Raw genomic sequence first — 21,834 nt, forward strand, 5'->3', positions numbered from 1 at the left:
CACCGGGCTAGTGCGCGGCGTGGTCCCGTCGCGGCGCCGCGTCGTAGGGCTCCTCCGCGTCGGATCCGCACAGCTCCGTGTTGATCTCCTGGACCAGCTTGACCAGGTCGGTCGGGCGGTCCGGGCCCCACCAGTCGCCGAGCAGTTCGGCAAGGGACTCCTGCCGGGCTTCTGCGAGCCTCGCGGCCGTCTCGCGTCCCCGGTCGGTCAGGACCAGCGCCAGCCCGTCCCGGGTGGCGAGCCCGCGCTCCTCGACCTGGCGGGCGGCGTCCGTGACGACCTTCAGCGGCACGTTGGTGCGCTCGGCGAGGATGGCCGGCTGGGTCGAGCCGTACTTGTTGATCCGCAGCAGCAGCCAGCTGGCGGCGGGCAGCAGGTCGTAGCCCGCCTTCTCGGTGATCTTCTCGTAGACGTGGCGGCGGCCCTCGCGGGTGCCGAGGACCGACAGTGCGCGGGCGACCTCGTCGCGGGAGGAGCGCTGGACCGGGTTGGAGGCCAGGGTCTCGGTCACATCGGGTGCGGTGACGGAGGTGCGGAGCTTGTCCTCCTTCAGGAAGCAGGCGATCACGAAGGCGACCAGGACGATCGGCACGGCGTACAGGAAGACGTCCGTGATGGCGGTGGCGTAGGCGTCGAGCACGCGGGGACGGAGATCGGCCGGGAGCGCGGCTATGGCCCGCGGGTCGGCCTCCAGCTGCGCGACGCTGGCCCCGGCCGGCAGCTGCACACCCGCGAGGGAGGCGGCGAGCTTGTCCGCGAGCCCGTCGGTGAAGACCGTGCCGAAGATCGCGACGCCGAAGGAGGCGCCGATGGAGCGGAAGAAGGTGGCACCGGAGGTGGCGACGCCGAGGTCGGCGTAGCTGACGGCGTTCTGCACGACCAGGACGAGCACCTGCATGACCAGGCCGAGACCGGCGCCGAAGACGAAGAAGTAGACGCTCATCTCCCAGGTGGAGCTGGTGCGGTGCAGCTGGTGCAGGAGGAGCAGGCCGATGGCGGTGACGGCGGTGCCGGCGATCGGGAAGACCTTCCAGCGGCCGGTGCGGCTGACGATCTGGCCGGAGGCGGTGGAGGAGATCAGCATGCCGATCACCATCGGCAGCATGTGGACGCCCGACATGGTCGGTGAGACGCCCTGGACGACCTGGAGGAAGGTCGGCAGGTAGACCATCGCGCCGAACATCGCGAAGCCGACGACGAAGCTGATCGCCGAGCAGAGGGTGAAGGTGCGGATGCGGAACAGCCCCAGCGGCAGGACGGGTTCGGCGGCCTTGCGCTCCACGAGGAGGAAGACGGCGAGCAGTGCGGCGCCGAGGACGGCGAGGCCGATGATCCGGGCCGAGCCCCAGCCCCAGGTGCCGCCGAGGGAGGCGATGAGGACGAGGCAAGTGGCGACGCAGGCGATGAGGAAGGTGCCGAGGTAGTCGATGGTGTGCTTGGAGGGGCGTGCCGGGATGTGCAGGGCGGCGGCGATGACGACGAGCGCGACGAGACCGATGGGGAGGTTGATGTAGAAGACCCAGCGCCAGGACAGGTGGTCGACGAAGAGACCGCCCAGCAGCGGGCCCAGCACGCTGGTCGCACCGAAGACAGCGCCGAAGAGGCCCTGGTACTTGCCGCGTTCGCGGGGCGGGACGATGTCGCCGACGATCGCCATCGACAGCACCATCAGTCCGCCGCCGCCCAGGCCCTGGAGGGCGCGGAAGCCGATGAGCTGGGGCATGTCCTGTGCGAGCCCGCACAGTGCCGACCCGATCAGGAAGATGACGATGGCGTACTGGAAGAGCTTCTTGCGTCCGTACTGGTCGCCGAGTTTGCCCCAGAGGGGGGTGGCCGCGGTGGAGGCGAGCATGTAGGCGGTGACCACCCAGGCCAGGTGCGCCATGCCGCCGAGCTCGCTGACGATGGTCGGCAGGGCGGTGGAGACGATGGTCTGGTCGAGCGCGGCGATCAGCAGGCCCAGCAGCAGTGCGCCGATGGAGACGAGGACCTCGCGGGAGGTGTGTTCGGTGGCGGGGCCGGACTTCTGCGGGCCGGAACCGGGGTCCACGGCATCCTCGGTCACATCCTGAGCCATCGATACCTCCTCAGGCCGGATCAACATCTCCATACTGAGCGGTGTGTCCGGTTATGGCCTCCCGGGCCGGTTGGGAGGGCCCCGGCGGGTCTGCATAATCGCAGGCAACGGCCAGGGAGGGAGTCCAGTGAGCGGTGAGCACTGTCCAGATTGCGGCGCTGTCGGCGCCGGCTGCAGGTGTGCGCCGGGTGTGGGTTTCAACCCCTTGCGCATCCGTCCGTACGTGACGCTGTCCGACCCGGGCGAGCCGGACACCGAGGTGTCCCCGCCGCCGGTATCGGGCATCGTCACCCCGGACCCGCGCCCGGCGCCGGTGCCGGTGCCGGCACAGGACGACACCCCGGCGTACGGGATACCCGTGACGCCGGCAGCGGGACCGTGGCAGGACGGGCCGCCGGGGCACGCCCCGCACCCGGCCGAGACGGCCCGGCTCCGGGCGATCCCGGAACCGGAGCACACATACGGAGGCGGCGGAGGGGGTGGGGGCGGGGGCGGGGGCCCGGAGAAGCGACCCGGCTCCGGTTCACGCCGGCCGCTGGCGCTGCTGATCGGGGCCGCGGCGGTGGTCGCCCTCAGTGGGACGGCCATGGCGGTGTGGGTGCTGCCGAGCCCCTCGGGGAGCGATGCCGCCCTGGTCGACGCGAAGGCGCCGGCCCCGGCGGCGAGCGCCGCCCTGCCCGCGCCGTCCCCGACCCGGACCCCGGCCTCGGCCAGCCCGTCCGCCTCGGCCTCCCCGTCGCCGAGCGCCTCGAAGTCGGCCTCGCCGTCCCCTTCACCGAGCACGTCCCGCTCGTCAACGCCGCCGTCCGCGAGCCCGTCGCCCAGCGCGGGCCGCTCGTCGGCCCCGCCTGCCTCGCAGGCCCCGATCCTGCGGTATGGGGACTCGGGTCCGGAGGTGGAGAAGCTGCAACGTCTGCTGTCGGCGCAGGGTCTGTACCGGGGCAAGATCCATGGGAAGTTCGACTGGCGGGTGGAGGACGCGCTGTCGCAGTTCCAGTACGACCACGGCATCGACGACCAGGAGTGGGGCGTCTACGGCCCCGTGACCCGCAAGGCGCTGGAGGGATAGGGGTCACACCTCGGCTGGTGGCGCGGACCGCCCTTCGTTTTGTATCGTGTGGGAACAAAGTGGTTCCGTCCTCATTCCCTGACCGGTGGACGGAACCACTTGTTCTCTTTTTCCGCCCGTCTGGAGCCCCGCAATGCCGGCCAGCACCACCACCGCCCCCGTCGTCCTCACCGCCAAGGCCCTGCTCCTGGACATGGACGGCACGATCGTCAACTCCGACGCGGTGGTCGAGCGCTGCTGGCGCGACTGGGCGCTGTCCCACGGCCTGGACCCGCAGGAGGCCCTGAAGGTGGTGCACGGCCGCCAGGGCTACGCCACCATGGCCGTCCTCCTGCCGGACCGCCCGATGGACGTCAACCACGCCGAGAACGCGGTGATGCTGGCCCGCGAGACCGCCGACACCGACGGAGTGGTCCCGGTCGCGGGCGCCCCGGCGTTCATGACGGCGATCGCCGCCCTGCCGCACGCCCTGGTCACCTCCGCGGACGCCGCCCTCGCGACGGCCCGGATGACGGCCGCCGCCCTCCCGATGCCCGCGGTACGGGTCACGGCCGAGTCCGTCCGGGCCAGCAAGCCCGACCCCGAGGGCTTCCTCAAGGGCGCCGCCGCACTGGGCGTGGCCCCGGCCGACTGCATCGTCTTCGAGGACTCGGCCGCGGGCATAGCCGCCGGCCGCGCGGCGGGCATGCGCGTGATCGGCGTGGGCCCCCGCGCAGCCGCCCACGCCCCGACGACCCACGTCCCGGACCTGACGACCCTGGCCGTGACGACCACCCAGGACGGCACGATCCGGATCACGGTGGGAGCGGGGGCCTGAGGATCGGGGCCTGAGGGCCGGCCGGGCAGGGTTTCGGGGTGGCGGGAGCTCCCGCCCCTACTGCCCCACCCTCCCGTCGATGCGTTCCCGCAGGAAGTCCGCGTGGCCGTTGTGGCGGGCGTATTCCTCGATCATGTGGACCAGGACCTCGCGGAGTTCCATCGGCTCGTCGCCCGTGCCCCCCGCGCCCCCGGCGTCCCCCGTGATGTCCAGGCTGGGGGCCTGCGCGACGAGTTGTTCCGCGAAGGCGACCTCGGCTCGCCAGGTCGCCCACGCGTCCGCGACCACGGCCGGGTGGGCCACCGCGCCGGTGAACTCACCCGCGGGATCCTCCTCCGAGCGGTAGTGGCGGCGTACGTCCTGGCCCGCCATGACCTGCCGGAACCAGTGCTGCTCGACCCCCGCGAGGTGGCGTACGAGACCCAGGAGGGACAGGTTGGACGGTTCCACCGAGCGCTTCGCCAGGGCCTGCGCGTCGAGCCCCGCGCACTTGAGCTCCAGCGTCAGCCGCTGGTCGCGCAGGTAGCCGGCGAGTACGGCGCGTTCGCCCTGGAACCCCCCGTCGGTCCGGGTGTCCTCGTCGGGGTGGACGAACATGTTGGACCAGCCGAACTGCCGGTCCGAGGAGGACGCGGGTACGGACTGGGGCGCGGGCTGGGCGGAGGGGCCCGTGGGGGCGGCGGTGTCGGTCACGGGCCCGAGCGTGACCCGTACGCGTACGGCCCGCAACGGAATATCCCCCGCCACCTGCGGCTCGACCCGCGCCGCCACCCCTCACCCGCTCCGCAGCCCGCCCTCGCGCCCTCGCTCGCCCGCACGCCCTCGCCCGCCCGTCAGCCCGCGATCGCCTCGTACAGCGAGAACACGGCCAGCGCCGCCATCACCGCGGCCGCGATCTTGGTGATCAGTCGCAGCGGCACGTACTTCATCAGGGTGCGCCCGCCCAGGATGCCTATGCCCGCGACCGCCCACAGGGCCAGCACCGCGCCGATGCCGACGGAGACGGGGTCGTCGTACCGGGCGGCGAGGTTGGCGGTCATGATCTGGGTCAGGTCACCGAACTCCGCGACCAGGATCAGCATGAAGCCGGCCCCCGAGACCTTCCAGAAGGACTGGTCGGCGGGCGGCTTGACCTCCTCCTCCCCGTCGTCCTTCTTCAGGAGCAGCATGGCCGCGCCCAGGAGGAAGAGGATGCCGACGACGGCCTGGACGAGGCGGTGCGGGAGCAGGGTGAGCACGCTGCCGGCGGCGATCGCGAGGGCGACGTGTACGGCGAAGGCGGCGGCTACGCCCGCGAAGACGTAGGAGGCGCGGTAGCGCGTGCCGAGCATCAGGCCGGCGAGGGCCGTCTTGTCGGGGAGTTCGGCAAGGAAGACGACGCCGAAGGCGATCGCCGTGATGCTGAAGCTGAACACGGGGGTGGAAACCTCAATCGGTCGGGCAGGACGCCATCGGTACCGAGAGACCTGGGGTGTTTCAGGGGTCGCTTCGGCTCGGCGGCGCCCTGGCATGCGTGTGCGCGTAAGAAACGCGTCCACGCGTGAAACAGAACACTGCGGCCGAAGGTCTCGCTGACCGACCGCTGTGCGCGGCCTGCCTCCGGGCGCCGGCTGGGGTGACCCAGCAGTATGTCGACGGTCCGGCGAAGAGCTACTCCCCTTCTGCTCCGAACAGACTACGCGACGCCCGCGGCGGGCCGGAATGGGCCTTTGGTCCCGCCCTGCCCCCCACCGCTCCGCTGCCGCACCGCCCCCGGCACGACCCTGACCCCGCCCTGACCCGCGCCGCACCGCCTCCAGCGCCGCCCCCGCACCGGCCTCCCGGCCGCGGCGCCCGCCGCCCAAGGCTGCGGAATCTCAACTTCCATTTAAATCAGGCCCCTTGCTCGACTTGATGTGACGTGCTCATGTCGCCACGCTGTCACCTGGCGCCCATCCCCGCGAAACCCGGCGCCGCCAACATGGCCACGCCCCGCCGGGGCCGCACGGCCACACCCCCCGCACCCAGGGAGCCCCTCATGGCACTCATATCCAACGTCTACGCGCGTCGAGTTGGCGTGCTCGCGTCAGCGGCCGCCCTTGCCGCGCTCACCTCCCTCCTCAACGCCCCGGCCGCCCAGGCCGCCCCGCCCACCCCCATCAGCGCCTCGGCCGCCCGCGCATACCTGGCCACGGTCACGCCGAAGACCGAAGGGTCCACCAGCGGCTACAGCCGCGACCTCTTCCCGCACTGGAGCACCGTCTCGGGCACCTGCAACACCCGCGAGACCGTCCTCAAGCGGGACGGCGTGAACGTCGTCCAGGACTCGTCCTGCGCCGCGGTGAGCGGAAGCTGGTACTCCGAGTACGACGGAGCCACCTGGACCGCCGCCTCCGACCTCGACATCGACCACGTCGTCCCGCTCGCCGAGGCCTGGCGTTCCGGTGCCAACTCCTGGACCACCAGCAAGCGCCAGCAGTTCGCCAACGACCGCACCCGCCCGCAGCTCATCGCGGTCACCGACAACGTCAACCAGGCCAAGGGCGACCTCGACCCCGGCAAGTGGCTGCCCCCGCGGACGGCCTACCGTTGTACGTACGCACGGATGTGGGTCGACGTGAAGCAGTACTGGGGCCTGAGCATGGACTCGGGCGAGAAGACGGCCCTGGTCAACATCCTGAACGGCTGCTGACCCCAGCCGGCCGATCTTTCCCCCGCCAGGGGGAGGCGTCGCTCCCCCCTCCCGTCGTACCGTGATCGAAGGGGCTACGGAGGAGGGGGAGTTGCATGGCCGGACTGCGTCTGGGGCCACTGCTGCGCCACGTCGACTGGGACACGGGCGGATCGGCCACGATATGGGTCGAGGCGGACCGCCCGTGTACGGCCGAGGTGCGGTGCGCCGACGGGGCGGGCGGCAGTGTCCGTACCTTCCAGATAGCCGGTCACCACTACGCGCTCGTGCCGGTGACCGGCCTGACCCCGGGCGCGACGACGACGTACGAGGTGCTGCTCGACGGCCGCCAGGTGTGGCCGCTGCCCGACAGCGGCTTCCCGCCGAGCACGATCACCGCTCCGGCGGTGGCGGGCCCCGGCCGGCCGGCGCCCGGGCTGCGCGTCACCTTCGGCTCCTGCCGGCAGGCCGCGCCGCCGGCCGGCCGGCACGGGCCGCACGGCGCGGACGCGCTCGACACCCTCGCGGCGCGGCTGGCGGCCGATCCGGAAGCGGTCCGCCCGGACGTCCTGCTGCTGCTCGGTGACCAGGTGTACGCCGACGCGCTGTCCAAGGAGACCCGGCAGTGGCTCGCGGCCCGGCGGGATCTTCGGGAGGCGCCCGGCGCCCAGGTCGCGGACTACGAGGAGTACACGCGGCTCTACTACGAGTCGTGGCTCGATCCGGAGATCCGCTGGCTGCTGTCGACCGTGCCGAGCCTGCACATATTCGACGACCACGACGTGATCGACGACTGGAACACGAGCGCGGCGTGGCTGGCGGAGATGCGGGCGACGCCGTGGTGGCGGGAGCGCGTGCTCAGCGGGCTGATGTCGTACTGGGTGTACCAGCACCTGGGCAATCTCTCGCCGTCCGAGCTGGCCGCCGACGAACTGTACGGGGCGGTCCGGGGCACCCCCGACGGTACGGACGCGCTACGGGCCTTCGCGTCCGCGGCGGATGCCGATCCGGGCACGGTGCGCTGGAGCTACCGTCGCGACTTCGGCCGGACCCGCCTGCTGATGGTGGACACCCGGGCCGCGCGGGTGCTGGCCGAGGACGGGCGGGCGATGCTCGATCCGGCGGAGCAGCAGTGGCTCCGGGAGAACGCCCTCGCCGGGCACGGGGGTTATGACCACCTGCTGATCGGGTCCTCGCTGCCCTGGCTGATGCCGCCGCTGATCCACGATGCCGAGACGTGGAATGCCGCGCTGTGCCGTGGGGACCGGGGGCCGCGGTGGGCGCGGATCGGGGAGGATCTGCGCCGGCGCAGCGATCTGGAGCACTGGGCGGCGTTCCCGGCCTCGTTCGCAGCGCTGGCCGATCTGATCGAGGAGGTGGGCACGGGGCCGCGGGCACCGGCGACGGTGTGCGTGCTCTCCGGGGACGTGCATCACGCGTATGTCGCCGAGCCTCGAATACCGAGTACGGCGCGGGTGTTCCAACTGACGTGCTCGCCGGTTCACAATTCCATCCACACCGCGGTGAAGTGGGGATTCCGGCTGGGCTGGTCGCGGACGGGCCGGTGGCTGGGGCGCGGCTTCTCGCTGCACGCGCGGACGGGGCGGCCGCCGCTGAACTGGCGGCGTACGGGTGGGCCGTGGTTCGGGAACCAGCTGATGACGCTGGCGCTGTCGGGACGGTCGGCGCGGCTGCGGCTGGACCAGGCGCGGAAGAAGCGCGAGGGGGCCCGGCTGGTGACGGTGCTGGACCGGGACCTCACGGCTACGGAGTAGGACCGGCGGAGTAAGGGACTCGGCGGGTCGGGCGACGGAGCAGGTGGAGTAGGGGGATCCGGCGGGTTCGATGGGGTTCGGGCGGTTTCGGTTGGTGGAGTTGACGCGGCGGCGGTGTGGCAACCGCCCCGGGCACCCGGGATACGGGGGTCGGGCGTACGCTGTATGGCTGTCAGCCGCTCCTGCCGCTCCCCCGCGACGTCGCGGCGCTTCATGCCGCAGCACGTCAATCGGACTGGGGAGTCCCGCTTTGTTTGAGACGCTGGGGTCGCTGACCGCGAGCCCATGGATCTACGCCCTGGTGGCGGTGTCCGTCGTGCTGGACGTCTTCCTGCCGGTACTGCCGAGCGGGGTCCTGGTGATCACCGCTGCGGCGGCCGCCGCGGCCGCCGGTGCGGCGGGACCGGTGCCGGTGCCCGCGCAGGTGCCGGACATCCTGCTCCTCCTCGTCATCGCCACGACGGCCTCGGTGCTGGGTGACATGGCCGCGTACCGGCTGGGCCGGCGCGGCGGAGCCCGGCTGGACCGGGCCATCGCCCGCTCCCGCCGGCTCACCCGGGCCCATGAGCGCCTCGGCACGGCCCTGGCACGCGGCGGCGGCGCCCTCGTGGTGATCGCCCGGTTCGCCCCGGCCGGGCGGTCGGTGGTGTCCCTGGGCGCGGGCAAGACGCAGCGCAAGGTGGCGGAGTTCCTGCCCTGGTCGGTCCTGGCGGGCATGGCCTGGGCCGGCTACAGCGTCGCCCTCGGCTACTTCGGCACCCAGTGGCTGGGAACCCAGTGGCTCGGCACCGCGCTCTCGCTCGTCGCCCTCTTCGCGGCGGGCGCCCTGGCGGCCTTCCTCGTCCGCCGCCCGACCACGACGACGGCTCCCGCGGCGTAGGCACGCCCCTCCCGGACTGGGACGTCCACGGCGGACATCGACGGGCGGAGGTCGACGGGCACGACTTCCGCGGGCAAGGCGCCGTGGGCGAGGCGCCCGCGGGCAAGGCGCCCGCAGGCGGGAGCCCCCTGGGCAAGACGCCCGTAGAGGGGAGGCCCGCGGGCAAGACGCCCGTAGGCGGGAGGCTCGCAGGCAAGACCCCCGTAGGCAGGGGGCCCGCAGGCGAAACGCCGCGGGCAAGGCGCCCGCAGGCGGGAAGTCCATGGCCGCCTCCCCCGGGCGGAGCAGTGGCTCACCCGTTCACCCGGCCCCGATCGCCGCCCCCGGCCCGGGCTCCTAGCGTCCACAGCACGGTGCGCAACCGAATCCGCGTCACATCCGTGCCCTGGCCGCGCCGTTTCGAGGAGCCGAGGAGTTCTCTCCATGCCCGCCAAGCCGCCTGCCACGTCACCCGTCACATCCCGACGTCTGATGACCGTCGCGGCCGCGACCCTCATCGTCGCCGCCACCGCTCCCGCCACGCTCGCGTACGCCGCCCCCTCCGCCGGCGTCTCCCCCACCAACGTCGCCCCGGGCGCCCGGGTCGCCCTCAACGTCGACGGCTGCGGGACCAAGATCGCCCGGGCCACGTCGACCGCCTTCGGGGAGGTACGGCTGACCCCCGGCAGCCTGGAGGCCACCAACCTCTTCGGCAGCGCCACCGTCTTCCGCGACGCCAACCCGGGCACGCACCGCGTCACCTTCGAGTGCGGCGGCCCGGGCGGCGAGCGCGTCACGGTATCGCTGCAGGTCACCGCGGGCGCGGCACGCGGCGGTACGGGCGGCAGCATCAACTCGATGAGCCCGGGGCAGATCGCCGTCGGCGGCTCCCTCGCCGCGGGCGCGCTCGGCGCCGGGGTCTGGGTGCTGCGCCGGCGCGCCGCGGGGACCGGGGCCGCGTAGGCGGCGTAGGCCGGGTTCTGGTTATGCCGGGGCGGCCTGCCCCCGTACGTGCACCCCGTCGAGCAGCGCCGCGGTGACCTCGGCGACGGCGTCCACGGCCGCCTCGAACACCTCGCGGTTGTGCGCGGCCGGCACCCGGAACCCGGACACCTTCCGTACGTACTGCAGGGCGGCGGCGCGGATCTCCTCCTCGGTGGCCTTCTCGGGGATGGCGGGCGGGCGCAAGGTCTTAATGGAACGGCACATACCCCTACTATCCCGCTGCCGGCGCAGCTCGGCCCCGCCCAGTTTCATGATTCGAGTCGCCGTCGGGGCGGAGCTGATGCGGAGGTCTAGGGCCGAATCTAGACTGGCGAAGTCATGAAAAGTCACCAATTGAAGGAGACTCGCACCATGGCCAAACGAGGCAACAAGCGTCGGACCCGCAAGAAGAAGAAGGCCAATCACGGCAAGCGCCCCAACGCCTGAACCGCCCCACCGAAAGACCCCCGACCACCACCGGCCGGGGGTCTTCGCATGAACGGGACCCGCGCCCCGCCGCCACCCGCCGCACGGGCTCCTTCACGTACTCCCGCACACGGATGGCCCAGAGGTGTCCGACTGCTCCAGGAGGTCGCCCCCTCCCTCCTGCCACCCCCTGCGCCGCGCCGCGCCGCACGGGCACGCGCGTACGGCGATCCTCGTCGGCGTCAAGCCGTGCTATCGGTCGTTGGACGAGCTCCGCGCAAATCATCGGACTGGCAAGAAGGACTTTCTCCACATCGGGGACCGTGAGGAGCTGACCAAGTATGCGGCGGCCCTCCGAGACCCCCGCAACACGGAGATGCGTGGAGTCGAAGTTGCCACCAACAACAGCGACTCCGTTTCCTACTGGCGCGTGATGATGGCCGCCTACGCTGTCAAGGGCTATGCCCGCCACGTTCCCTGATCCACATCCCCACGTCACAGGAGAAAGCCATTGGACCCGTCCGACCTTGCCGAACTCCGGACCATGTACGTCTTCAGCCCTGCCGACGGGGAAACCTGGGGGCTTACGTTCGAGGGGTTCAGGTCTCACCTGCTTGCGCGAAATCCGAACGAGTTTCTTCGGCTCGACGAAGGCCGCACGGGGCCGGTCCGCAGAGCCTCATTGCATTTCGGGATCACGTTGGATGACGAGGTGCTGGAAGGCTTCGCAGCGCTGACGCCCGAGGGGGTGGCCATCAGGGACTGCACCGCCCACGCGGCCGCGAACTTCGCCGTCTGGCTCCGGGACGCAGTGGTGCCGCAGGACAAAGCCATCACCTTCAACACCGACTGGGGAATCGAAGGACAGATCCCAGACTCCCCGGTACCCGATGTCACGCGCCCCCGGCTCGTCGCGGCTTTCCTCGCCCACCCTGAGACCCTCGGCCTGGACTGAGTGCACCGGGGGCGCTACAACAGCCGCCGCGGTGCGCAAGAACTTGCGGGGTGCCCTGGACGGCGCGGCCGTCGAGACCCCTACGGACATCCCAAGGCCGATGTCACCCAGCTTTCGGAGGACGGTGCGTCTCCGAACGCGAACCTGGCCTTGGAGCTGGCAAGCTGGCGGGCAGAAACCCTTTGTCAAAGCTCCTGTGGTCCTCCGCTTGAGAGACCGCCTCCGACGTCCCCAGCGCGGGCCGCCAGCACCCTGTGGCGGCCCGCGCTGTCGTGAAATGTCAGGGCCGCGCCCGCGATGCGCCGTCGGACGTGGATGCGAATCCAGTGCTTCTTGTCTACTTCGCCGTACGTGCCGGCGCGCCAGCAAGCCGCCGTGCTTCAAGCCGGGCTTGCAGCCCTCCGGCCACTGCGCTGACCGTCAGCAACCGTTCCCGGCATTGAATTTGGGGGTGCGCATCGTGTGCGAGACACCGTTGATCCTCAGCGTCACCGTCCCGTGCAAGTAGTTGCAGTTGATTTCGGTGGCCCGGGCATAACACCCGGTGCTCTTCTTCGCGCTGAGATAGCTATTGGGGCAGGTGTCGTGCGAACCGTCCATGGTAATGATCTCGCCGCCGATCGGGACAGCTTTGCCTCCGCCGTTGCCGACGATCATCACGACCTGGGACCTTGAGTTGGGTAGCAGGACGTAGCAGGCGTACATCGCCACCGTAGAGGTCCCACGGTGGTACTGCTTCGCGCTGCACGCCCGGCTGCCCGAGAGATTGGGGCTGCCCCAGGACGCGGCCGAGGCAGGACCCGCCGCAACGAAGGCGAGCGTCAGAGCGGACATCAGGACGACAAGGCTTCTCAGGACCTTGGGCACAGAACTCCCCGTATCTTCACCCCATTTGGGGCGATAGTCGAAAAGAAGGGAAGGTAGCCGCCAGCCGGCGAGATCGTCAAGGCGGCAGCCGTCGGAAGGCAGGCACTGCGCCCGGTCCTTGTCTGCGATCTCTCGGGCAGGGGGAGTGAGGTGAAGAGGACAGTGGGGCCCTGGTGTGTTGTAGCCGGTCGGTGGCTGAGCGGCCGACGGGATTATCCCGAGGAGGCTGTGCCACCCCCGCCGGGAAGGCTGGCCTCTGAAGCACGGGCCCCGCGCCCTGCATCTGACTTCTGGGGAAGTGGTGCCACACCAGCTGCAGGCGGGTGGGGCAGCAGCCCCGCTGGCGCCGGGCGGGCAGCAGTTCATGACCGTCGATCACGGTCAGGCAGACGTCAGCTTCCACCGCCACCCCAGCGGGGAAATGATCTTCAATCTCTCCGTCGAGGCCTGGCGCCACGGGATTGGTTTCCGCGCCGTCGCGTCACCTCGCTCGCCAAGGCGGGCTGACGATGGACGCCTTATGGATCACGCTGCTGGTGGTCCCGGCCGTCGCGTGCGTCCTGCGGTGGCAGTGGCAGTGGCCCACCTGGTACTGGATGACCTTCGGGGTCACCTTCGCGACGGTCCGCGTCCTGATCCGCTACCGCTCGGTGATGGATGCCTGCGGGCTCACCGTCCCGCCCTCCCGCTGGCGGATGGCGCTCGCCAGGGTCGCCAGGGTCGCCAACCGTCCTGTCCCGGAAGCGCGTTCGCCCCGGATCCTGAGGCTGAAGCTCACTGCGACAGGCTTGGTCCTGCGGCTGAAACTCCGGCCCGGCCAGGACGCGTTCACCTTCTCCGCATCCTCCGACCGGCTGCGGCACTCCTTCGCCCTCCACAACGTCGTCTCGCAGGAGATCCGCTCCGTCGTCGAGCTGCGCATGACCGGCTACGACGTACTCAAGCGGGTGCGCATGCCGGCGGCCGTGCCCTCTGAGGGACTCCGGGTGCCCGTGGCCCTGCGGGAGGACGGGACGGTTCATCACCGGAACCGGGCGGCCCATCGAGCCGCGGAACGTCTACCGGTCCTTCACCCGCGTGGCCAAGGACGCCGGGCTGAGGGTGATTCGCCTGCACGACGCACGGCATGGAACGGCCACGTTGTTGACTGCCGCCGGCGTGCCACCCCGGGTCGTGATGGAGATCCTCGGGCATTCGCAAATCGCCGTGACCATGAACGTCTACGCCCACGTCGTGCAGGACACGCAGAGGGAGGCGATCGGGCATATGGACCGGCTGCTCAGGCAGCGGCCCGGCCGTCCCTGACTGCTCCCGTTGATGTCAGACGTGGATGCAAAAGGCCCCCGACCATTGCTGGTCGGGGGCCTTTTCACTGGTGGGCGCGGACGGTTTCGAACCGCCGACATCTGCTTTGTAAGAGCAGCGCTCTACCCCTGAGCTACGCACCCGTGGATGAGTGGACAGCCTACATGGCGTGCACGCCCCCCACGCAAACCCGTTGCCGTGGGGGAGAATGGATCGGGGCATGGCGGACGCGGTACGGGAGAGGGATTGTGACGACGGCATCCCGGCGGTGGTTCGGTGGGCGGGACGAGAGTCGGCGGGCGGATGCGCAGGCGGCGAAAGATGCCGCCGCCGCCGCGTTCTACGAGCTGGATACGGCACAGCGGGATCTGCGGATCTCGATCGAGACGATCGCCGCGGCGGACGGGTCGCCCGCCGCGCGGCAGGCGACCGAGGGGTTCGCCGCGCTCGGGCAGCGGATCGACCAGGTCAGTCATGTCTACATCGAGGCGGTCGACGCGCACGATCTGGACCGGCCCGAGCTGGAGGGTTCCGTGGCGACGCGGGCCCGGGAGGAGCTGACGCGGGCGCGCGACGAGTTGGTGCGGGTCAAGGGGGAGCTGGACCGGTTCGCGCAGGGGCTGCAGCCGCTGCTGGACAAGGCCGAGACGCAGCTCGCCCGGATCGCGCCGGCCCGGGAGCGGGCCAGGGCCGCGCTGATCGGAGCCAGTGACGCGCTGGACGCCGTACGGGCCAAGGGCATGCGGGCCGATGATCTGGCGGCGCGGCTGGCGGCGCTCGGTCCGGAGCTGACCAAGCTGAACCAGGGCGCGGCGCAGCACGGGGTGCAGGAGACGGTGCAGCGCGCCGACCGGATCCTGCGCGACGCGGAGGCGATACGGGCCGAGGTGGCGCGGTTGCCGGAGCGGGCGGCGGAGATCGACCGGCGGCTGGTGAGCCTGCGGACGCGGGCGCAGGCCTTGCGCAACCGGGCGGACCGGGTGGATCCGGTGCTGAGCGAGTTGCGCCGGCGGTTCAGTGCGGCGTGCTGGCAGGACCTGCAGCACGTTCCGGACCAGGCGGTACGGGACGTCGCCGAGGCGGAGGACCGGCTCAAGGAGGCCGGCCGGGCGCGGGACGAGCAGCGTTGGGCGGACGTGGGGGTGCTGATCGAGGCGGTCCGCGGCTCGCTGGACGCGACGGACGAGGCGGTGTCGGCGGCCCAGGACCGGCTGACGCGGTTGGAGGCGGTGGCACGGGATCCGCAGGCGGAGGTGGACCGGACCCGGTTCGCGATCCGGGACGCGCAGCGGCTGGCGATGGCGGGCCGCAGTGTGCCGGATCCGCGGCATGCGCGGCCGCTGGACGATGCGGTGGCGCGGGTGGGCCGGGCGCTGGAGGGGCTGGAGGGCCGGCACCCCGACTACTGGGCGTTCCTCCATGAGATGGAGGACGTGCGGGCGGCCGTGAACCGGGTGGTGAGCGGGATCCGGGCCGAGCGCGGGCAGGGCTAGCGGACGGGACGGGCATGCGTGTCGGGCGGTGTGAGCCCGGTGAGCCCGGCCTGATCCGCGCGGCAACGCCGGCCGGTCCGGAAGGGGCCCCCGTTTGTCCGGTCCGGAAGCGGCCCCGTTTGTTTCGTGGCCTCCGGCGGCGGATGCTGGGAGGTGCCGGGAACGGAGCAGAGGAGGGCACCATGGCTGCCCACATCTTCCACAAGCCTCGTACGACAGCGCGCACGACAGCGGCCCGGGAACCGGGGCCGTACGTGGCGCATGCGGCGTACGGGTGCACCGAGCCGCATGAGCACTACGCGCCCTACATCGCTCACGAGCCCGATCCCGATGCCCCGGCTCCGCCGCGCTTCGCCGACACGGTCTCCCGACGCATGCAGCGCGCGCTGCATCCGGTCAACGCGCGGCTCGACGATCATCTGCCCACGGACCACAAGCTCAGCAAGGTGTACCGGGTCGGGGCGGGTCTGACGGGCCTGCTCCTGGTGGTGTTCGGGATCCTGGGGCTGATCGATCAGATCGGGTTCTTCGACACCGGTGGGGACACGGTGCTCGCGCTCAACACCAACGGGGCGCTGAGCGTCCTGTCGATCTGCATCGGTGCGCTGCTGTTCTTCGGGATGGTGGTGGGCGGCACCTTCGCCTCGACCCTGAACATCGTGCTGGGCGTGCTGTTCATCGCGAGCGGGTTCGTGAATCTGGCGCTGCTGGACACGGAGCTGAACTTCCTGGCCTTCGAGATCCAGAACGTGCTGTTCAGCTTCGTCGTGGGCGTGATGCTGATGTGGTTCGGGATGTACGGGCGGGTGGGCAGCGCCCTGCCGCACGACAATCCGTACTGGCGTGCCCGCCACCCCGAGCAGGCGGCCCGGGAGGACCGGGCGGGGCGCACTCGGGGGCGGGCACCCGTAGTGCACGGCCGCTGTCCGTAGCCGCGCGGTACGCAGGCCGCTGTCCGTAGCCGCGCGGTACGTAGCGCGCGGTAGCCGGGCGCGCTTAGCCTGTGCGCATGCCTCGATACGAATACCGCTGCCGGACCTGCGACGACACCTTTGAGGTCAGCCGGCCCATGGCGGAGTCCTCCGCGCCCGCCGACTGCCCCTCCGGGCACGCCGACACCGTCAAGCTGCTGTCCGCCGTCGCCGTCGGCGGGACCAGCAGTGCCCCCGCGCCCGCCCGGGCGGCGGGCGGCGGAGGCTGCTGCGGTGGCGGCGGCTGCGGCTGAGATCGAGCCGGCGCCGAAGCCCGGGCGCCCTAGCGCTTGCGCGAGAGGGTGAGGCCGTCGGAGACCGCCAGCAGGACGGACTCCATGCGCGGGTCCGCAGCGACGTGCTCGTTGTAGGCGCGGACGCCCGCGGCCGCGCCCGTGGCCGACTCGTCGAGGACCGTGCCGTGGTAGAGCGTGTTGTCCGTGACGATCAGGCCGCCGGGACGCAGCCGCGGCACCAGCTCCTCCCAGTAGGCGATCTGGCTCTGCTTGTCCGCGTCCACGTAGGCCATGTCGATGTGGGGTTCGGCCGGCATCGCCTGCAGGGTCTCCAGGGCCGGTGCGATCCGCAGCTCGATGCGGTCCGCGACGCCCGCCTCCTCCCAGGCCTGCCTGCCGTACGCCGTCCACTCCTCGGAGACGTCGCAGGCGATGAGGCGGCCGTCGGCCGGCAGGGCCTGGGCCATGGACAGGGCCGAGAAGCCGGTGAAGGTGCCGACCTCGACGATGTGGCGCGCGCCCGTGAGCCGGACCAGGAAGGCCAGCAGCGGCCCCTGCTCCTCGGCCGACTGCATTCCGGCGACGTCGGGGAACTTCGCGTACGTCGTCGCCACCAGCCCCCGCTGGACCGCGTCCAGCGGGGGGTTGTGGCCGAGCACGTACCGGTAGAGCTCGTCCGTGATCTTGGTGCTGTTGCCCTTGGTCATGCGCCCAGTCTGCCGAGCCGGACCGCCTCACGGGTGAACGCGCGGAGTATTTCCTCACCGGCCAGGACGCCCGCCGTGGTCAGGGCCGTCACCGAAGGCGCGGTCCAGGCCGCGTCGGCCAGTTCGCCGTGGCCCGGGCGCCAGCCCGCGTCCGCCGCCAGCAGCAGGTCCGCGTCCAGCAGCGAGTCGCCGGCGGCGAGGGTGGTGGTCGCCCCCGTCCGGCGGGCGACCTCGTGCATCGCGGCGCTCTTCGTGAGCGGGCGCGGGACGGCGTAGATCTTCCGGCCCTGGAGCGAGACCGCCCAGCCGCGGCTCTCGGACCATTCCGTCAGCGCCTTGAGCCATTCGTCCGGGACCAGGGCCCGCTCGACGACGAGGTACGCGAAGAGGTCCTCCGCCACCCGCGCCTTGCGCAGCCACGCCGGGTCGGCCGTGGACAGCAGGTGCTGGTGGACCTCCTCCAGCGGGGCGCACTCGCGTGCCAGGCGCGCCGCGACCTGCCGCCGCCAGTCCCGGTCCGGCACCCCGTCGACGAGCAGCTGCCCGCCGTTGGCGCAGATCGCGTATGGGGCCGGGCGGCCGGGGAAGCGGATGCGCTGGTACTGCTTGCGGGTGCGGGTGGTGGTGGGCACGAAGACCACCGTGGGGTCGGCCGTCAGCTCCGCCAGCAGTCCCGCCGCCGTCTCGGTCATGTAGGACAGCGGCTTGCTCTCGTGGACCTCTACGCACAGCAGCCGCGGGGCCACCGGGTCGGGCATGGTCAGGCCGAGGGCGGCCGTCGAGTAGATGAGCGTACGGTCGAGATCACTGGCTACGAGGACAGTCACTTCGAGGCCACAGCCTTTCCGTCGGCGCCGGTGGCGCCGCGCGTGAATCGGGGGTGGATGAGTCCTACGCACGTGTAGGGAAGCCCGTCGACGTCTTCCACCGGGACCCCGCGCTGCTCGGCGAGCAGCCGTACGTGGTCCAGGTCGGCCCCGGCGCCGCGCTGCGCCAGGATCTTCCACGGCACCCGGCGCAGCAGCACGCGGGTGGTCTCGCCGACGCCGGGCTTGACGAGGTTCACGTCGTGGATGCCGTACTCCTCGCTGATCCGCTCGACCGCCGCCCAGCCCTCCCAGATCGGGGTGCGGTCGGCCGCGAGCAGCTCCTTGACCTCTGCGTCGACGGCGTCGGCCACATCGTCGAAGTGGGCGGCGACGGTGTCGACGAACGCGACGGAGACGTCGGCTCCGGCGAGCTCGCGGTAGAACTTCGCGCCGTGGAAGTCGGCGGGACCGACCAGGTCGGACCTCAGAACCGTACGCGAGATGAGACCGGAGACGGTGGAATTGAGACAGGCGGAGGGGATCAGGAAGTCCTCGCGGGTGCCGTACGTGTCCACGCACGAGCCCGGGTCGGCGAGGACCACGATCTCCGGGTTGAAGCCCTCGAACTCGGCGAGGGCTTCGCGCAGCTCTCGCGTGATGGCGCCCTTGCCCGTCCAGCCGTCCACGAAGACGACGTCGGCGGGGTCGTGGTGGGCGGCGAGCCAGCGCAGGGCGTTGGCGTCGATTCCGCGGCCGCGCACGATGGAGACGGCGTAGTGCGGCAGGTCGAGGCCGTGCCGGGTCTGGGCCCAGCGGCGCATCAGTACGCCCACGGGGGTGCCGGCGCGGGCCAGGGAGACCAGGACCGGGGAGGGGGAGCGCTCGGCGAGGACGGTCTCGGTGACGGTGCCGACGGCCCGGGCGATGCGGGCGGCGGAGGCCGTGAGGGCGCTCTGGTAAAGCTCCTGGTACTGGGGGGACGGCTGGTACTCGACGGGGAGGGATTCGGCGTAGTGGGCGCCGCCCGCCTGGATGGCCTCCTCCCGCTCCTCGGTCGGGGCCTCCAGCTCGACGTCGGAGAAGTCCTGGAGCAGCCAGCCGACGTCCTCGGGGGCGTACGAGGAGAAGGCGGGGCCGCGCAGGGGCTCGGGCATGGTCGGCTCCTGCCGTTCGGATATGCCGGATGTGGCTGACGTGCCGGGTATGCAGGACGGGACGACGGCCAGTACGACGCGGCCGGTGTGCGGGGCGAGGGCCGCGAGCAGCCCGGCGTGGAGTTCGGGGGTGTCGCCGGCCGAGTCGACGACGGCGACGACGGCGTCGAAGCCGGCGCCCGCGACGTTGTAGGCGTAGCGGTCGCCGGGGCCGTCGGCGGGAGCGTCGTGGGCCGGGAAGACCAGCCGGGTGCGGATGGCGTAGCCGGGGTCGTCCACGGCGAGCACCGGCGAGCGGGTGGTGGTGGAGAAGCGGACCTCGCGGGCCGCCCCCGCCTCCTCCAGGGCCTTCGCGAGGCGCAGCGGCGCGTACATCAGCTCTTCGTTGCCGAGTACGAGGACCCGTCCGGGTTCGGTGCCGAGCGCGGCCTCGAGCTGGCCGGCCAGTTCGGGCAGGGCGGCCTCCAGGCGGGCGCGGTGGGCGGGGGTGAAGCCGTGGCGGCCGCCCTCGGGGACCCCCGAGGGCCAGTTCAGGTCGACGCGCGTGATCGGCTGCGGGCCGTCTGCCGGGGCTGCGCCCAGGCCCCCGCTCTTCACACGCCGGAGGGGCTCGATGTGCCCGGCTGCGGGGAAGCCCTCGGCCGCCTCGTGTTCCTCGACCAGGGCCTGGCCCTTGGCCAGGACGCCGTCGGGGAGGGAGACCGTGCCCGAGGCGAGGGCGACGAGGTCCACCCGGGCGCCCAGCTCGGCGGCGAAGGCGGTGAGCCGGTCGCGGTCGGCCGGGGAGCGCATGTCGACGAGGGCGACGACCACGTAGTGCGAGCGGGGGTGGCGGGCGTGCAGGTCGCGGATGGTGTTCAGGACCGTGTTGCCGGTGGAGAACTCATCGTCGACGAGGACCAGCGGACCGCTGCCCGCGAGCAGCCGCGGGTCCTCGGGCAGCAGCAGGTGCGAGGTGGCGTGCGAGTGCGCCTCCTCGAAGCCGCCGGCCGGCTCCACGCCCGGCACGGGCCGGCGGGTGGAGTGCAGGTAGGGGGCGCGGCCCAGGCCGTCGGCCACGCAGTGGCCGAGTCCGGTGGCGGTCTCGGCGTAGCCGAGGACCACCGCCGTGGCGGCCCCGTCCTCGCCGAGCAGCGCCCGTACGCGTTCGCCGAGCCCGTACCCGGCGGCGTACACCGTCTGCGGGGACTGGGGGACGTGCTTGCCCAGCACCTGCGACACGAGCAGGTGCGCCCGCTTGGGGTTGCGCCGCAGGGCCAGCCCGAGCAGCTCCGTCAGCCGCGGACCCCCTTCGGAGTCCTCCAGGCTGACGCCCAGCCGCTCCGCGACCCAGGTACCCGACCACACTGCTTCGATCGTCTTGCCTTTCCTCGTCGTCGGCGCGTTCCTCTGCGCCGGCGCGTTCGTCCGTGTCCGGCTCTGCTGCTCCGAGGGCCTGCTCACACCTGGAGCCCGGCCGTGAGGAGGTCGACGAAGCCGACCTCCTCCTTCGCCACACCGAAGACCTCGGCGCGCAGCATGGTGCGCTCGGCCCAGGCCCGGTGGGGCTTCACCTCGTTCATCTTGTTCGTGTAGGCGGAACGCATCACTCCGCCGCCGCCGCGCTCGGGTCTGAGGATGTCCTGGGCGTCGCAGAACTCCTCGTGCGAGACCACCGAGAGGGCGTGCACGGGCGTGACGTGGGCGGGGTGGATGCACGTCTTGCCGAGCAGTCCGTTGGCCCGGTCGAGTTCGATCTCGCGCAGCAGGCCGTCCAGGTCGTGCTCGATGAGGGCGGTGCGCAGCTCCTCCACGCCCTCCTCCAGGAAGGGGCTGCGGCGCAGCTGGGGCTTGAAGAGGCGCTGCTGGCTGCGGAAGTACTCCCAGACGGGGCCGGTGACGGTGAAGCCGGTGCCGTCGGCGCGGCTGAGGACGTTCACGACGTCCGCGATCACGCCGGCCACGATCTGGACGTCGTAGGCGGTCATGTCGGGGGTGCGGCGCAGTCCGTACGCCGAGCAGAAGTCGGTCACGCCGAGCCGGAGCGCCAGGACCCGCTCGCGGTGGCTGTTGACCGTGCGGGAGATGCCGGCGAGGGCTTCGACGCGGGTTTCGAGGTGCAGGAGGTCCGGGGTCTCCAGGACGGGCATGGCATACAGCCGGGGCAGTCCGCTCACGGCCTCCGCCTGGGCGACGGCTTCGAGGAAGGCGATGCCCCGGCTCTCGTCGAACTTCGGGAGTACGAATCCGGCCAGGCGCCGCACGGAGCCTCCCAGGCGGCGCACCAGGTCGGGTATCTGCTCGGGCGTGCGGACGCGGATGAAGAGGAGCGGGAGCTCCGCTTCGTCGGCGTCGAGCTCGGCGAACTGCCGGACGAGGTTCTCCTCGGCTCCGCAGACATCGGCGTCGCTGATGGAATCCTCCAGGCAGAGGACCATGGAAACGACTCCGCGGCCGGCCTGCTTGCGGATGTCCGCGGCGAGTGCGGGGCGGGTGGCCGGGCTGTAGAGCGTGGCCCCCAGCGCGGCGGCGAGGACGCGGGCGGGCGAGGCTCCGGTGAATTCCGCCGGTTCCTGATGAAAGAGGTCCTTACGGACGGTGGGCGTTATGTGCCCAAAGTGACGCATGTGCTTCCCCCGTACTGCCTCGGCGGCCCAACTGGCATGGCCGGTAATAGTACGTACGAACGTGAGTCAAGAGT

Annotated in this window: 22 protein-coding genes, 1 tRNA gene and 1 pseudogene; 13 read left to right on the top strand and 11 right to left on the bottom strand. The window is 71.7% G+C overall.

Features of this window, described 5'->3' with window-relative positions:
* Positions 1-7: 7 nt before the first annotated feature.
* A complete protein-coding gene (locus OG332_RS13795) occupies positions 8-2,077 on the bottom strand; it encodes an MDR family MFS transporter (RefSeq protein ID WP_327413753.1) in 2,070 nt (689 codons plus the stop codon).
* A 190-nt stretch (positions 2,078-2,267) separates the two neighbouring features.
* Here OG332_RS13795 and OG332_RS13800 point away from each other — a divergent pair, with 190 nt between their 5' ends.
* Together OG332_RS13800 and OG332_RS13805 are read left to right on the top strand one after the other, a co-directional pair.
* Entirely contained in the window at positions 2,268-3,146 is an 879-nt protein-coding gene (locus OG332_RS13800; RefSeq protein ID WP_327413754.1) for a peptidoglycan-binding domain-containing protein, read from the top strand.
* Between the two features lie 133 nt (positions 3,147-3,279).
* Positions 3,280-3,963: an HAD-IA family hydrolase gene (locus OG332_RS13805; RefSeq protein WP_327413755.1), complete on the top strand. Its 684-nt coding sequence runs from the start codon at positions 3,280-3,282 to the stop codon at positions 3,961-3,963.
* A gap of 57 nt (positions 3,964-4,020) precedes the next feature.
* Here the strand turns inward: OG332_RS13805 and OG332_RS13810 are convergent, their stop codons facing one another.
* The gene (locus OG332_RS13810) at positions 4,021-4,560 is read right to left on the bottom strand and encodes a DinB family protein (RefSeq protein ID WP_327419217.1); all 540 of its coding nucleotides are present in this window, start codon (positions 4,558-4,560) and stop codon (positions 4,021-4,023) included.
* Positions 4,561-4,796: 236 nt separating this feature from the next.
* Positions 4,797-5,378 (bottom strand): TMEM165/GDT1 family protein, encoded by a 582-nt coding sequence (locus tag OG332_RS13815; protein WP_030711384.1) that lies wholly within the window; start codon positions 5,376-5,378, stop codon positions 4,797-4,799.
* A 611-nt stretch (positions 5,379-5,989) separates the two neighbouring features.
* Here OG332_RS13815 and OG332_RS13820 point away from each other — a divergent pair.
* The 4 genes from OG332_RS13820 to OG332_RS13835 all read left to right on the top strand — a co-directional run bounded on the left by OG332_RS13820 (position 5,990) and on the right by OG332_RS13835 (position 10,210).
* Complete coding sequence (locus OG332_RS13820; RefSeq protein ID WP_327419218.1) at positions 5,990-6,634, top strand: HNH endonuclease family protein; 645 nt, start codon at positions 5,990-5,992, stop codon at positions 6,632-6,634.
* Positions 6,635-6,729: 95 nt separating this feature from the next.
* The gene (locus OG332_RS13825; RefSeq protein ID WP_327413756.1) at positions 6,730-8,388 is read left to right on the top strand and encodes an alkaline phosphatase D family protein; all 1,659 of its coding nucleotides are present in this window, start codon (positions 6,730-6,732) and stop codon (positions 8,386-8,388) included.
* A 250-nt stretch (positions 8,389-8,638) separates the two neighbouring features.
* On the top strand, positions 8,639-9,268 hold the full coding sequence (locus OG332_RS13830; RefSeq protein WP_327413757.1) for a DedA family protein: 630 nt from the start codon (positions 8,639-8,641) through the stop codon (positions 9,266-9,268).
* A gap of 423 nt (positions 9,269-9,691) precedes the next feature.
* Positions 9,692-10,210: a hypothetical protein gene (locus tag OG332_RS13835; RefSeq protein WP_327413758.1), complete on the top strand. Its 519-nt coding sequence runs from the start codon at positions 9,692-9,694 to the stop codon at positions 10,208-10,210.
* A 21-nt stretch (positions 10,211-10,231) separates the two neighbouring features.
* Here OG332_RS13835 and OG332_RS13840 read toward each other — a convergent pair whose 3' ends face one another.
* The gene (locus OG332_RS13840; protein WP_327413759.1) at positions 10,232-10,456 is read right to left on the bottom strand and encodes a DUF2277 domain-containing protein; all 225 of its coding nucleotides are present in this window, start codon (positions 10,454-10,456) and stop codon (positions 10,232-10,234) included.
* A 147-nt stretch (positions 10,457-10,603) separates the two neighbouring features.
* Here OG332_RS13840 and OG332_RS47835 point away from each other — a divergent pair, with 147 nt between their 5' ends.
* From OG332_RS47835 to OG332_RS13850, 3 genes are all read left to right on the top strand, one after another.
* Positions 10,604-10,678: a 50S ribosomal protein bL37 gene (locus OG332_RS47835; RefSeq protein ID WP_442816349.1), complete on the top strand. Its 75-nt coding sequence runs from the start codon at positions 10,604-10,606 to the stop codon at positions 10,676-10,678.
* A gap of 124 nt (positions 10,679-10,802) precedes the next feature.
* Complete coding sequence (locus OG332_RS13845; RefSeq protein WP_327413760.1) at positions 10,803-11,138, top strand: restriction endonuclease fold toxin-2 domain-containing protein; 336 nt, start codon at positions 10,803-10,805, stop codon at positions 11,136-11,138.
* Between the two features lie 30 nt (positions 11,139-11,168).
* A complete protein-coding gene (locus tag OG332_RS13850) occupies positions 11,169-11,612 on the top strand; it encodes a hypothetical protein (RefSeq protein WP_327413761.1) in 444 nt (147 codons plus the stop codon).
* A 420-nt stretch (positions 11,613-12,032) separates the two neighbouring features.
* On the opposite strand, the gene OG332_RS13855 is transcribed toward OG332_RS13850, so the two are convergent.
* Together OG332_RS13855 and OG332_RS13860 are read right to left on the bottom strand one after the other, a co-directional pair.
* Positions 12,033-12,479, bottom strand: coding sequence for a hypothetical protein (locus OG332_RS13855; protein ID WP_327413762.1), 447 nt, complete (start codon positions 12,477-12,479; stop codon positions 12,033-12,035).
* Positions 12,480-13,119: 640 nt separating this feature from the next.
* A complete protein-coding gene (locus tag OG332_RS13860) occupies positions 13,120-13,257 on the bottom strand; it encodes a hypothetical protein (RefSeq protein ID WP_327413763.1) in 138 nt (45 codons plus the stop codon).
* Positions 13,258-13,496: 239 nt separating this feature from the next.
* On the opposite strand from OG332_RS13860, the pseudogene OG332_RS13865 reads away from it, so the two are divergent.
* Positions 13,497-13,784: pseudogene (locus tag OG332_RS13865) on the top strand (tyrosine-type recombinase/integrase); the annotation flags it as partial.
* A gap of 68 nt (positions 13,785-13,852) precedes the next feature.
* Here OG332_RS13865 and OG332_RS13870 read toward each other — a convergent pair.
* A tRNA-Val gene (locus tag OG332_RS13870) sits at positions 13,853-13,927 on the bottom strand.
* A gap of 105 nt (positions 13,928-14,032) precedes the next feature.
* On the opposite strand from OG332_RS13870, the gene OG332_RS13875 reads away from it, so the two are divergent.
* From OG332_RS13875 to OG332_RS13885, 3 genes are all read left to right on the top strand, one after another.
* Positions 14,033-15,277, top strand: coding sequence for a hypothetical protein (locus tag OG332_RS13875; protein ID WP_327413764.1), 1,245 nt, complete (start codon positions 14,033-14,035; stop codon positions 15,275-15,277).
* A gap of 374 nt (positions 15,278-15,651) precedes the next feature.
* On the top strand, positions 15,652-16,209 hold the full coding sequence (locus OG332_RS13880; protein ID WP_327419219.1) for a DUF4383 domain-containing protein: 558 nt from the start codon (positions 15,652-15,654) through the stop codon (positions 16,207-16,209).
* Between the two features lie 77 nt (positions 16,210-16,286).
* Complete coding sequence (locus OG332_RS13885; RefSeq protein ID WP_327413766.1) at positions 16,287-16,502, top strand: FmdB family zinc ribbon protein; 216 nt, start codon at positions 16,287-16,289, stop codon at positions 16,500-16,502.
* A 29-nt stretch (positions 16,503-16,531) separates the two neighbouring features.
* Here OG332_RS13885 and OG332_RS13890 read toward each other — a convergent pair whose 3' ends face one another.
* The 4 genes from OG332_RS13890 to OG332_RS13905 form a co-directional block, all read right to left on the bottom strand.
* The gene (locus OG332_RS13890) at positions 16,532-17,191 is read right to left on the bottom strand and encodes an O-methyltransferase (RefSeq protein ID WP_327413767.1); all 660 of its coding nucleotides are present in this window, start codon (positions 17,189-17,191) and stop codon (positions 16,532-16,534) included.
* A complete protein-coding gene (locus OG332_RS13895) occupies positions 17,188-18,018 on the bottom strand; it encodes an HAD family hydrolase (protein WP_327413768.1) in 831 nt (276 codons plus the stop codon). The genes OG332_RS13890 and OG332_RS13895 overlap by 4 nt, the downstream gene beginning before the upstream one ends.
* Entirely contained in the window at positions 18,015-20,510 is a 2,496-nt protein-coding gene (locus tag OG332_RS13900) for a phosphoribosyltransferase (RefSeq protein WP_327419220.1), read from the bottom strand. The genes OG332_RS13895 and OG332_RS13900 overlap by 4 nt, the downstream gene beginning before the upstream one ends.
* A gap of 83 nt (positions 20,511-20,593) precedes the next feature.
* Positions 20,594-21,760, bottom strand: coding sequence for an HpcH/HpaI aldolase/citrate lyase family protein (locus OG332_RS13905; RefSeq protein ID WP_327413769.1), 1,167 nt, complete (start codon positions 21,758-21,760; stop codon positions 20,594-20,596).
* Positions 21,761-21,834 lie beyond the last annotated feature (74 nt).

The sequence above is a fragment of the Streptomyces sp. NBC_01233 genome, assembly GCF_035989305.1.
Taxonomy (GTDB): Bacteria; Actinomycetota; Actinomycetes; order Streptomycetales; family Streptomycetaceae; genus Streptomyces.

What these genes read in the sequence shown, in the direction of transcription:
- OG332_RS13805 (WP_327413755.1), top strand. Translation starts at nt 3,280, where the DNA reads ATGCCGGCCAGCACCACCACCGCCCCCGTCGTCCTCACCGCCAAGGCC.
- OG332_RS13825 (WP_327413756.1), top strand. Translation starts at nt 6,730, where the DNA reads ATGGCCGGACTGCGTCTGGGGCCACTGCTGCGCCACGTCGACTGGGAC.
- OG332_RS13885 (WP_327413766.1), top strand. Translation starts at nt 16,287, where the DNA reads ATGCCTCGATACGAATACCGCTGCCGGACCTGCGACGACACCTTTGAG.
- OG332_RS13890 (WP_327413767.1), bottom strand. Translation starts at nt 17,191, where the DNA reads ATGACCAAGGGCAACAGCACCAAGATCACGGACGAGCTCTACCGGTAC.
- OG332_RS13880 (WP_327419219.1), top strand. Translation starts at nt 15,652, where the DNA reads ATGCAGCGCGCGCTGCATCCGGTCAACGCGCGGCTCGACGATCATCTG.
- OG332_RS13795 (WP_327413753.1), bottom strand. Translation starts at nt 2,077, where the DNA reads ATGGCTCAGGATGTGACCGAGGATGCCGTGGACCCCGGTTCCGGCCCG.
- OG332_RS13840 (WP_327413759.1), bottom strand. Translation starts at nt 10,456, where the DNA reads ATGTGCCGTTCCATTAAGACCTTGCGCCCGCCCGCCATCCCCGAGAAG.
- OG332_RS13835 (WP_327413758.1), top strand. Translation starts at nt 9,692, where the DNA reads ATGCCCGCCAAGCCGCCTGCCACGTCACCCGTCACATCCCGACGTCTG.
- OG332_RS13905 (WP_327413769.1), bottom strand. Translation starts at nt 21,760, where the DNA reads ATGCGTCACTTTGGGCACATAACGCCCACCGTCCGTAAGGACCTCTTT.
- OG332_RS13810 (WP_327419217.1), bottom strand. Translation starts at nt 4,560, where the DNA reads ATGTTCGTCCACCCCGACGAGGACACCCGGACCGACGGGGGGTTCCAG.